This window comes from Streptomyces sp. NPDC053069, assembly GCF_044546895.1.
Classification (GTDB): domain Bacteria; phylum Actinomycetota; class Actinomycetes; order Streptomycetales; family Streptomycetaceae; genus Streptomyces.
The window spans coordinates 167,879-177,622 of sequence record NZ_JBITZN010000019.1 but is presented as its reverse complement, the minus strand read 5'-3'; the positions used below and the strand labels follow the sequence as shown (position 1 = coordinate 177,622).

The following is a 9,744-nucleotide window of genomic DNA, read 5'->3' as shown; positions in this document are numbered from 1 at the left end:
GGCAAGATGCTGGACGAGCGGCTCGGCAAGATCACCTTCTGGACGCTTTTCGTCGGCTTCCACGGCACCTTCCTGGTCCAGCACTGGCTGGGCGCGAACGGGATGCAGCGCCGGATTCCCGACTATCTCGCGGCCGAAGGGCTCACCACGCTCAACACGGTCTCGACGGTCTTCTCGTTCCTGCTCGGCTCGTCCATGCTCCCGTTCTTCTACAACGTCTGGAAGACGGCCAAGTACGGCAAGCCGGTCGGCGTGGACGACCCGTGGGGCTACGGCCGTTCGCTGGAGTGGGCGACGTCCTGCCCGCCGCCGCGGCACAACTTCGTCACCCTGCCGCGGATCCGCAGCGAATCCCCGGCGTTCGACCTGCACCACCCCGAAACGGCTCTCGGTGACAAGGAGTTGAGTGTGCGATGACCGCCGAGGAGGAGTCGGCCCTCGTCCGGGAGATCGAGGGTCATCTGCTGCTGGCCGCCGCCCGGGAGGAGGGCCGTACGGCGGCGGTCCGGGTCGCCTCCCGGCTGGGCTGGCTCACGGACGACCAATACGAATGCCTGGAGCGGCAGTTGGAGATCGAGTACCTGTCGCTGGCCCGTACGTCATGGCGTCGCACCGCCGACCGCGCCGCGGAGCTGCAGCGGACGTACGAGGAGAGATACCGGGCACTGCGCCGACGGCTGGTGGCCTGGTGCGTGCTGAGCTGTGCGCTGCCGGCGGCGACGGTCCTGCTGGTGCTCGCCGCCGCTCAGGCAGTTGCCCTTGGACACTGGCCTGGCTGAGACGGCCGGTCTGCCTGTCCACCGGCCCGTCGGGGATTCACCAGGTGACCGGCAGTCTCAGGAGAAGCGGCGGATGGTGTCCGCGTCCCATCGGATGTCGTCGGGGGCGCTGTCGAGGCGCAAGCGGGGGAAGCGGGTCAGCAAGCCGGTGACCGTGCTCTCCAGCTCCGCCCGAGCACGAGCGCGGCCCGCTCCTCGGGCCGGACCAGCAGCAGACAGGAGGCGAGAACCGCCAACTCGTCGTCGCTCGGGGGCTCCTCGCCCGGCGGGACCGGAGCAGTGGCCATCGCACTGAGCAGGTCCGCGCCCGGCGTGGGTCACCAGATCCGCAGGCAGCACGGACGTGTGTCAGTCGGGTACGCAGCCGAACCAGTTCACCGTGCCGTTGCTGGTGGTGTAACCCAGGCATCTGATGGTTCTGTCATGCAGGGTCTCGGTCCGATCCGGCCTGTCGTTCAGATACTCCGTCCTGTGGTGCGGCTGTACGAGGGTGTCGATCTCGACGGTGTACCAGCGGCGCTTGTCCTCCGGCAAGCTGCAACCGTGGCCGGTCATGTTGCGGCTGGGGTCGTCGATCCATATGGGCCGTTCGGCGCGGGCGCAGTGCACTCTGTCGGCGGCGCCGGCCGCGCCGACGCCCGTGCCGAGCAGGGCCGTGGCGCCCGTGGCCACCGCTGCGGTGACGCCGAGCAGACGCTTCAGGGCAACGTTCATCGATTGGTCCTCCTGCCAGCTGTGGTGACGGCCGGGAGTCGCCTTGTCACCTTGAGGTGATAGTCACACTTACCGGCATGTCCGGCCTGGCAGTCGGCGGCGCAGTCCCCCGACCCGGTGACATCGGTGATGCCAATGCAGCAGGCCGCCGGCACATCCGGGCGGGGCCACCAGAAACCGGCCGGAGCCCGGCCGGCCGAGGCCGGACGGGCTCCGAGCACCAGGTGATCTGCGTCGACTCCGCCTCAGCGTCCTTCCTTTCGCCTGCCGCGCACCAGCCAGGTGGCTCCGCCGATGGCCAGCGCGACCGGCCACTCAAGAGCGCCCGCCACCGCAAGCGCTCCCAGGCCCCCGTAGAAGACCAGGTCGCGTGCGGGCAGGTTCTCCAGGCCGCCGGGCAGTTTCTCGACGCTCGGGTACGGGATCGTGATCGGAGGGTGGAACGTGCGGGTGTGCAGGTGGATCCCCGCGCCGTCAGGATGCGCCTTTTCGGACGCCTTCTGCTGAGCCCGCGCAGGCACCGTGGACACTCGCCTGGTCGGGGTGTTGTGCAGGCCCCTTTGCGCCCGCACCCGCGCAGCGGGCTCCATCGTGGTCAGAGCGGCTTCGGACTGCTTCTTCTGGGCCCGTACCCGCTCGGTAGGTTCGAGCACGGTCTGAGCTGCCGTAGCCATCCCGTCTCCTCCTCTCCTGTGAGTCGGTATGGGATTGCCTGTTTCCATCCTCGCGCGCATGGCACGGCCCTCACAGGAGGAGCAGCACCTGCCCGGGTTGCTGCGGGAAGATCCAGGTATGGCGGGACGACAGACGGTGACGGTCGGCGTCGATCTGGCCGCCCGTGCGCGGCGGACGGCCGTGTGCCGGGTGGTCTGGGGACCCGAGGGCGGCTTGGCGGTGGAGTTCGTCGTCCCGGAGCAGGACGAGCAGCTGCTCGCCGTGGTCCGGGCGGCCGACAAGACCGGGCTCGACTGCCCCCTCGGCTGGCCGTCGAGCTTCGTGGCCACGGTTCTGGCCCACCACCAGGGTGGTCGGCTGCCGGCTCCCGTCCGGTTCGAGGACCGTGCCGACGGGAAGCCCGGTCTGGACGCCTTGCGGTTCCGGCTGACCGACGACCTCACCTGGAAGGCGACCTCGATGCGGCCGCCGCTGTCGGTGTCCACCGACCTGCTGGGTGTCGTGGCGCTGCGAGCGGCATATCTTCTGGATGCGCTCGCGACGTCGGGCGTCCCCGTGCCCAGGGACGGGTCCGGGCCGGTCGCCGAGGTGTACCCCGCCGCCGCGTTGCGACGCTGGGGGATTCGCCTCGGCCGCAGTTACAAGACTCCAGGGCCCGAAGCGCGTGCCGTCCGGGAGCACATCGTCCGCTCCCTGGAGGCGGGTCTGGGCTGGGCTCTGCCCGAGACGGTGCGTACGACGTGCGTCGACAGCCACGACCATCTCGACGCCTTGGTCTGCGCACTGGTCGCCCGCGCCGTCCTGGTCGGGGACACGCTGCGGCCACGCTCCGCGGACGAACACGCGGCAGCCCGGCAGGAGGGCTGGATCCACCTGCCCGGCACGGATCTCGCCGTCCTGCGCCGCCGACCGCATCCGTGAGAGCCGACTGCGAAGCGGAGCCGGTGAAGGAGGCCGTGGTCGGGGTCCGGCCGTTGACCTGGAGGACGGGCTCGCGCGGGGCGGAATGCGGCCATACTGGCCGTCGTGCGCGTTGCGATCACGACGGCGGGATCCCGGGGCGATGTTGCCCCCTACACCGGGCTGGGCCATCGGCTGGTCCAGGCCGGACACGAGGTCACCCTGGTCACCCACGCCCGCTTCGAGCCGCTGGCGGCGGGCTCCGGCATACGGTTCCATCCGCTGCCGGTCGATCCGCGGGCGGAGCTGGAGTCTCCGCGCGGCCGGGGTCTGCACCGCAGCGCCAGCGGCGCCGGGAAACTGGTGCGGGTGGTGGATCTGGCGCGGCGGCTGGTGGGGCGGATGACCGAGGACCTGCTCTCGGCGGCCCGGGAGGCCGAGGTGCTGTTGCTGTCCGCCTCGCTGGCCCCGCTCGGGCACGCCATCGCCGAGGGGCTGCGGGTGCCGAGCATGGGCGTCTATCTCCAACCCCTCGCGCCCACGCGGGAGTTCGCGCCCGCCGTGCTCGGCGGCGGCTTGTGGGGAAGGGCGGCCAACCGGCTCGCCGGACACGGGGTGAGCCTCGCCGTGGAGCATGTCTTCGCGGCCGCCGTACCCGCGGTGCGCGACCGGCTCGGGCTGCCCCCGCTGCGGGCCGGTGCGGCGCGCCGGGCCCGGGAGCGGCGGTACTGGCCGGTGCACCACGGCTTCAGCCCCCAGGTGGTGCCCCGGCCCCGGGACTGGCGGCCGGGCCTCACGGTGAGCGGCTACTGGTGGCCGTACGACGCGCAGGCGCAACTCCCGGATCGGATCAGGGAGTTCATCGACGCCGGCCCGGCTCCGGTCTTCGTCGGCCTGGGCAGCGCCACCGTACCGGACGCCGGCCGGCTCAGTGCCCAGGTGGTCGGGGCGCTGCGGCGGGCCGGGCTGCGCGGAGTGATCCAGCGCGGCTGGGGCGGGCTCGCGGCGGACGGCGACGACATGCTGACGATCGGCGACGTGCCCCATGCGCTGCTCTTCCCGCGGATGGCCGCCGTGGTCCATCACGCGGGTGCGGGAACGACGGCGGCGGGGCTGCGCGCCGGGGTGCCGGCCGTGCCGGTGCCGGTGCAGTTCGACGCCGGGTTCTGGTCCGCCCGGCTGGTCGCCCTGGGGGTCGCCCCGGACGTCGTACCGCTGCGCCGGGTGACCGTGGACGCCCTGGCCTCCGCCCTGGTACGCGCCACCCGTGACCCGGGGTACCGGGAGCGGGCGCGCTCACTGGGCGCCCGCATCCGCGAGGAGGACGGCGCCGCCCCGGTCCTGGCGGCACTGGACCGGCTCGGCTACTGACGATCAGCCCTCAGCCTGCCCCTCCGAGCCGGTCCGCAGGGTCAGCCCGCACGATCGGCCGTCGGCGGCATCCGCCAAGCCGGCCCCGCCACGTCAGCCGTTGGTGAGCACCATCCGGAAGCGGGCCTTGCCGGCGAGCATCTTCTGGTAGGCCTCGTTCGCGTCGTCCAGCGGGACCGTCTCGGTCATCGGGCGGATTCCGTGCAGGGCGCTGAAGGCCATGGTGTCCTCGACGTCCTGGGAGGTGCCCGACGGGTGCCCGCGCACGATCCGGCCGGCCATGAGCAGCTGGGCCGGGTTGATGCCCATCGGCTCGATGTCCGCCCCGATGACCACCAGCTCGCCGCGCGGCGCCAGGCCGTCCACGGTGGCCGTGATGGCCTCGGAGTTCCCGGCGGTGGCCAGCACGACGTTCGCACCGCCGAGGGACTGCAGGGCCTCGGCGACCGGGGTGCCGGAGGTGCTGTCGACGTAGTGGTGGGCGCCCAGCCGTTTGGCGAAGTCGGCCTTCTCCGCGCCCCGGGCGATCCCCACGGTCTCGAAGCCGAGCGCCACCGCGTACTGCACCCCGAGGTGTCCCAGGCCGCCGAGGCCGAGCACCGCGACCCGGTCGCCGGACCGGGCGGAGCTGCGCCGCAGCCCGTTGAAGACGGTCACGCCCGCGCAGGCCATGGGTCCGGCGTCGGTTGCCGCCAGCGCTTCGGGGATCCTGGCCAGGGCGTCGGCCGGCGCGAGCACCTTCTCGCCGAAGCCGCCGTCGTAGGCCCAGCCGGGGACCTTCAGCTCCGGGCACACGATGAAGTCGCCCCGGCGGCACGGCGTGCAGTGGCCGCAGCTGCCGCCGAACCAGCCGACCGCCACCCGGTCGCCGACCTGCCAGCCCTTTTCCTGCGTGCCCTCGCCGAGCACCTCCACGCGCCCGGCGATCTCGTGTCCGGGGACCTCCGGGAAGGTCACGCCCGGCAGACCGCCGTTCACGAACAGCGCGTCGCTGTGGCAGATGCCGCAGGCCTCCACGGCGATCCGCACCTGACCGGGACCGGGCTCCGGCACCTCCCGCTCGACCAGCTCGAACGGCCCGCCCGCGGCGGTGACCTGTGCGACTCGATAGGTACTCATCTGGTTCTCCCGTCGGTGTCGGCGTGCGTCGGCCGGATGTCCGGAACTCGGGTACGACGCCCCCCGCACCAGCAGACCAGCTCCCGGCCCGGCACGCGCGCCGAGCCGCCCGGAGCCCCCCTGACCTGCACCGGCGCGCTCGGCAAGAGGCGCTGTCAGCCGGCCGCGGGACGCCAGCCCTCCGGCCGGAGCATGCCGAGCAGCAGCCGCACCAGTTCGTCCACCACCTCGTCCAGCGTGGCGTCCACCCAGCCGGCGCTCCAGTCGTGCAGCAGACCGTTGACACTGCCGATGAACGCCGCCGCCGCGAGGCGGTAGTCACGGGGCGCCGCCTCCCCGCGCACCACGGCCGCGTCCGCCTCGGCGCGGATCAGGTCGATCCAGCGGGCCCGGCGGGCCAGGCGCTGCTCCTCCAGACGCGGGCTGACACCGACGATCTCCATGAAGGCGATGCGGACGCGGCGCGGGTCGGAGGTGACGTCGCGGGCGTAGGCACGGAAGAGCACGGCGGCCCGCTCGGCCAGCGGCAGCCCGTCCGCCGTGGCGAGTGCGTCCAGCACCGCCTGTTCCGCCCAGCCGTTGACCTCCAGGTGCAGCGCGGCGAGGACGTCCTCCAGGGTGCGGAACTCCTCGTAGAACTGGCGGGTGGACAGGCCGGCGGCCTGGCTCAGCGCGGCGATCGTCGTGCCCCGGTAGCCCGGGGTGTCCCCGAACAGTTCCAGGGCCGCGTCCAGGAAGCGCCGGTGCCGCTCGGCCTGCCGTTCCTCCGCGGACCTGCCGCCGTAGCGGCGCGTCGGCGCCCTGAGCCTGCCCGTCATGCTTCCCCCTTCGTCACCCCGCCGGTGAGCCAATCTTGTCGTGCACACATCTTGTCGAGTAGGCCGCCCCTTCCTTACTTTTCAGTAAGTTCACTGTGAATGCGCCCGTGTTCAGATTCCCCCGACACTCCCCCGAGGAAAGAGAGCAGTCATGCCTGCCTTCAGAACCAGGCACCTGTGCTCCGTGGCCGCCGCCCTCGCCCTGACCGTCGCCGCCCCCGCGACCGCCACCTCCGCCGCCGGCGGCAGCGCCGGTGGCCTGCGCGAGGTGCTGTTCGTCGGCGACAACTGGGACGGCACCGCCGACGTCATCCGCTCCGTCGGTGATTTCGCGAGGATCGGCCGGATCAACGTCATCCCGGACAAGGCCGAGCGGCTGGCGGAGATCAACGCCGACCCGATCAAGTGGATCTACTACACGGCCGTCCGCAACGAGGTCGGCGAGGGACACGACCAGTACGTGGACGACATGTACTCCACCCCGGACGGAAAGTCCGTGGTCGTCTCCCGGCCCAGCTTCGCCGACGTCGTCTCCATCGACCTGGCCACCGGCAAGGTCAACTGGCGCTTCCCCGTGGCAGGTCACCGCGCCGACCACATGGCACTCTCGCCCGACGGCACCCGGGTCGCGGTCTCGGCGTCGACCGCGAACGAGGTGCAGGTGCTGGACATCGGCACGGGCAAGGAACTGGGTGGGTTCGGCACCGGGGACAAGCCGCACGAGAACTTCTTCACGAACGGCGGGAAGTACCTCTGGAACATGTCCATCGGTGAGGTGACCACCTCCCTCGACGCCCCGGGCTGGGACTGGACGAAGGGCGACCGTCATCTCACCGTCGTCGACGCGACCACGTTCAAGCAGGTCAGGACCATCGACATGCGGCAGCGGCTGGACGCGGTCGGGCTGAAGGACTTCTCCGACGCGGTCCGGCCCGCCGCCTTCACGCCGGACTGGTCCAAGCTGTACTTCCAGGTGTCGTTCTTCAACGGCTTCCTGGAGTACGACGTCGCCGCGGACAGGATCACCCGAGTCAAGACGCTGCCGGAGAACCCGGTAACGAACCCGGACCGCACCACCTGGCTGCTGGACTCGCGCCACCACGGCATCTCGATGAACCCCGAGGGCACCAAGCTGTGTGTCGCCGGGACGATGGACGACTACGCGACCGTGGTCGACCGGGCGTCCTTCGACGTCGGCCCGCTCGTCACCGCCTCGACGCCGTACTGGGCGACCGTGAGCGGCGACGGCAAGGACTGCGTGATCTCGGAGGCCGGCGCCGACCGGATCACGGCCATCGACTTCGCCACCGGACAGAAGGTGCTGTCCGTGCCGGTCGGCGACCATCCCCAGCGCGTCCGGCTGGGGCACGTCCAGGCCGACTGGACCGGCCCGGCCGGGAGTTGAGCGCCGTACGGCCTCCGGGGCGACCCCACTCCTCCCGGGGGCCGTACGGCTTACTCAGCACATGCGTCCCGCTCAGAAGTGCGCCGCCGTCCACCCGGCCAGCTCCGACCGGGCCGCGGCCAGCAGGTCCGCCGAGGGTGCCGTGGCCCCGTTGGTCACCAGCGCGAAGTGCCGGACTCCGGAGTCGTGTCCGGTGAGCAGCAGACGGCGGCTGCCGGTGCCGCCCGGCTCGGGGGCGACGGCGACCGGGGTGGCGGAGCCGCTGTAGGCGGGCGGGGCGCAAGCCGCGCCCAGGTCCGAGACGACGGTGGTCGACGCCGTGGGGAAGGACGCCGGCAGATGCAGTTCGGTGGGCGCGGTGCCGTCGCCGGAGCGCCAGACCAGCAGCCCGTACTGGCCGGAGCCCACCAGCTTCGCCACGTTCGGCAGGGAGCTGGGCACCGGGTTCCAGGTGAGGGTCGTCGAGCCGTCGCGGGAGCGGTCCTCGTAGGTGAAGGCGAGGGCCGTACCGGCCGTGGCGCTCGGGTAGAGGCGGTCGAGCAGCCGGGCGTCCTGGCGCAGGGTGGCGTTCCCCGAGTCGTCCAGGCGTACGGCGGACAGGTCCTCGTCGTTCCAGGCGTCGCCGGAGGTGCGCACCTTGTCGGGGTTGCCGTTCATCAGTTCGTGGTGCCGGCCGTTGTACAGGTCCCACTGCCACTGGGTGCCGGAGAGCACCGGGCCGGAGGCTGCCGGGGCGGTCCACCAACTCGCGCCCCGCAGGCGGGAGTCGAGGGCCTGGTACATGGCCTTGAGGACGGTCGGCGCCTTGTCGGACACCGTGCCGGACAGCGGGTGTCCGAACTCGCTGACCACGGCCGCGGTGCCGGCGGCCGCGGCGCGGTCGCGGACTGCGGACAAGTCCGAGGCGTACTGGCCGTCGGCGGCCTTGCCCCACATCAGGATGCCGGAGATGGCTTTCTGGTCGTAGAAGTGGGTGTTGAGGACATACCCCGGGCCGAGCGTGCCCGCGTCCAGCAGGCCGCCCTCCTGCTTCTGGGTGGAGATGTTGGCGTTCCAGAAGAGGTTGGGCTCCACGAAGGCGGGCTTGTCCTGCCAGCCCGCGGCGTCCATACCGGCGCGGAACTTCGCGTAGAACGGCCACAGCAGGTCCTTCTCCCAGGTGCGGGAGGTCTGCCCGGAGTCGTAGGAGCCCGCGTAGGGCTCGTTGTACGGATCGAAGCCGGCGATGTCGGCGAACTCCGCGCTGCTCAGGTGCTGTCGAAGGTAGGTCATGGTCGTCCGGGCGGTGGTGAGAAAGGCGTCCTGGAGGCCGTGGGTGTCATGCCAGAAGTCGTGCTGTGCCTGCTGCACGGCGGCGTTCTGGGTGATGTTCTGACCCCAGAAGAGACAGATGCCGCAGGACTCGGCCGGGTAACTCCCCTCTTGAACCGCCCACGTGGGGGCGCCGTCGCCCGTGTACCAGCTGCCGCCGGTGAAGAGATGGCGGGAGTGCAGGTCCTGATGGAAGTCCGGGAAGACGCGGATGCCCGCGTCCAGGAAGGCGCGCATCTGCTCGGTGACGGCGTTGAGATACCCGGTGTCCACCTGGCCGCGTACGGGTTCGGCGTGCGCCCAGGAGAGCAGGAAGCGGACCGTGTTGGCGCCGCCGAGGGCACGCAGCGCGGTCGCGGACTTCCGGGCGTCGGCGACCGAGGCGAAGGGCAGGCCGCCGTTCTCCTCCAGCTTGGTCTCGCCGGAGACGTTGTAGCCGCGCAGGACGATCTCACGCCCCTGGCCGTCGGTGAAACGACCGCCCTGCACGGTGAGCGGGGCGCCGTCGAACCAGAGGGAGCCGGAGGGGAGGCCGGGGGTGATGGCGGGGAGGGCCGGGGTGGCGGGGGGGGGGGGGGGGGCCCCCCCCCCCCCGGGCCCGCCCCCCGCCCCCCCCCCCACCCCACACCCACCCCGCTAATAGGCCAGTGCC

11 protein-coding genes are annotated in these 9,744 nt (G+C 71.9%); 5 read left to right on the top strand and 6 right to left on the bottom strand.

Annotated elements, in window-relative coordinates; genetic code table 11:
• Positions 1–417 (top strand): cbb3-type cytochrome c oxidase subunit I (locus ACIGXP_RS34705; RefSeq protein WP_399775232.1); only part of this gene is annotated, 417 nt, incomplete at its 5' end.
• On the top strand, positions 414–779 hold the full coding sequence (locus tag ACIGXP_RS34700; RefSeq protein ID WP_399775229.1) for a hypothetical protein: 366 nt from the start codon (positions 414–416) through the stop codon (positions 777–779). The genes ACIGXP_RS34705 and ACIGXP_RS34700, both read left to right, overlap by 4 nt.
• A 137-nt stretch (positions 780–916) precedes the next feature.
• On the opposite strand, the gene ACIGXP_RS34695 is transcribed toward ACIGXP_RS34700, so the two are convergent.
• The 3 genes from ACIGXP_RS34695 to ACIGXP_RS34685 all read right to left on the bottom strand — a co-directional run bounded on the left by ACIGXP_RS34695 (position 917) and on the right by ACIGXP_RS34685 (position 2,167).
• Positions 917–1,066 (bottom strand): hypothetical protein, encoded by a 150-nt coding sequence (locus tag ACIGXP_RS34695; RefSeq protein WP_399775226.1) that lies wholly within the window; start codon positions 1,064–1,066, stop codon positions 917–919.
• A gap of 61 nt (positions 1,067–1,127) precedes the next feature.
• Positions 1,128–1,493: a hypothetical protein gene (locus tag ACIGXP_RS34690; protein WP_363220022.1), complete on the bottom strand. Its 366-nt coding sequence runs from the start codon at positions 1,491–1,493 to the stop codon at positions 1,128–1,130.
• 245 nt (positions 1,494–1,738) lie between these two features.
• Complete coding sequence (locus ACIGXP_RS34685; RefSeq protein WP_399775223.1) at positions 1,739–2,167, bottom strand: hypothetical protein; 429 nt, start codon at positions 2,165–2,167, stop codon at positions 1,739–1,741.
• Positions 2,168–2,225: 58 nt separating this feature from the next.
• On the opposite strand from ACIGXP_RS34685, the gene ACIGXP_RS34680 reads away from it, so the two are divergent.
• Both ACIGXP_RS34680 and ACIGXP_RS34675 read left to right on the top strand, forming a co-directional pair.
• Positions 2,226–3,089, top strand: a complete 864-nt coding sequence (locus ACIGXP_RS34680; protein WP_399775220.1) for a DUF429 domain-containing protein — start codon at positions 2,226–2,228, stop codon at positions 3,087–3,089.
• A gap of 105 nt (positions 3,090–3,194) precedes the next feature.
• Positions 3,195–4,439 (top strand): glycosyltransferase, encoded by a 1,245-nt coding sequence (locus tag ACIGXP_RS34675; RefSeq protein ID WP_399775217.1) that lies wholly within the window; start codon positions 3,195–3,197, stop codon positions 4,437–4,439.
• 93 nt (positions 4,440–4,532) lie between these two features.
• On the opposite strand, the gene ACIGXP_RS34670 is transcribed toward ACIGXP_RS34675, so the two are convergent.
• Entirely contained in the window at positions 4,533–5,558 is a 1,026-nt protein-coding gene (locus ACIGXP_RS34670) for an alcohol dehydrogenase (protein ID WP_399775213.1), read from the bottom strand.
• A gap of 155 nt (positions 5,559–5,713) precedes the next feature.
• Positions 5,714–6,376, bottom strand: coding sequence for a TetR/AcrR family transcriptional regulator (locus ACIGXP_RS34665; RefSeq protein ID WP_363220017.1), 663 nt, complete (start codon positions 6,374–6,376; stop codon positions 5,714–5,716).
• Positions 6,377–6,527: 151 nt separating this feature from the next.
• Here ACIGXP_RS34665 and ACIGXP_RS34660 point away from each other — a divergent pair, with 151 nt between their 5' ends.
• Positions 6,528–7,781 (top strand): YncE family protein, encoded by a 1,254-nt coding sequence (locus tag ACIGXP_RS34660; protein ID WP_399775209.1) that lies wholly within the window; start codon positions 6,528–6,530, stop codon positions 7,779–7,781.
• A 72-nt stretch (positions 7,782–7,853) separates the two neighbouring features.
• Here the strand turns inward: ACIGXP_RS34660 and ACIGXP_RS34655 are convergent, their stop codons facing one another.
• Positions 7,854–9,635: a cellulase family glycosylhydrolase gene (locus ACIGXP_RS34655; protein WP_399775266.1), complete on the bottom strand. Its 1,782-nt coding sequence runs from the start codon at positions 9,633–9,635 to the stop codon at positions 7,854–7,856.
• Positions 9,636–9,744: the final 109 nt, after the last annotated feature.

Excerpts from the sequence above, each read along its gene's own strand:
- ACIGXP_RS34680 (WP_399775220.1), top strand. The coding sequence starts at position 2,226 with ATGGCACGGCCCTCACAGGAGGAGCAGCACCTGCCCGGGTTGCTGCGG.
- ACIGXP_RS34695 (WP_399775226.1), bottom strand. The coding sequence starts at position 1,066 with ATGGCCACTGCTCCGGTCCCGCCGGGCGAGGAGCCCCCGAGCGACGAC.
- ACIGXP_RS34690 (WP_363220022.1), bottom strand. The coding sequence starts at position 1,493 with ATGAACGTTGCCCTGAAGCGTCTGCTCGGCGTCACCGCAGCGGTGGCC.
- ACIGXP_RS34665 (WP_363220017.1), bottom strand. The coding sequence starts at position 6,376 with ATGACGGGCAGGCTCAGGGCGCCGACGCGCCGCTACGGCGGCAGGTCC.
- ACIGXP_RS34660 (WP_399775209.1), top strand. The coding sequence starts at position 6,528 with ATGCCTGCCTTCAGAACCAGGCACCTGTGCTCCGTGGCCGCCGCCCTC.
- ACIGXP_RS34700 (WP_399775229.1), top strand. The coding sequence starts at position 414 with ATGACCGCCGAGGAGGAGTCGGCCCTCGTCCGGGAGATCGAGGGTCAT.
- ACIGXP_RS34685 (WP_399775223.1), bottom strand. The coding sequence starts at position 2,167 with ATGGCTACGGCAGCTCAGACCGTGCTCGAACCTACCGAGCGGGTACGG.
- ACIGXP_RS34670 (WP_399775213.1), bottom strand. The coding sequence starts at position 5,558 with ATGAGTACCTATCGAGTCGCACAGGTCACCGCCGCGGGCGGGCCGTTC.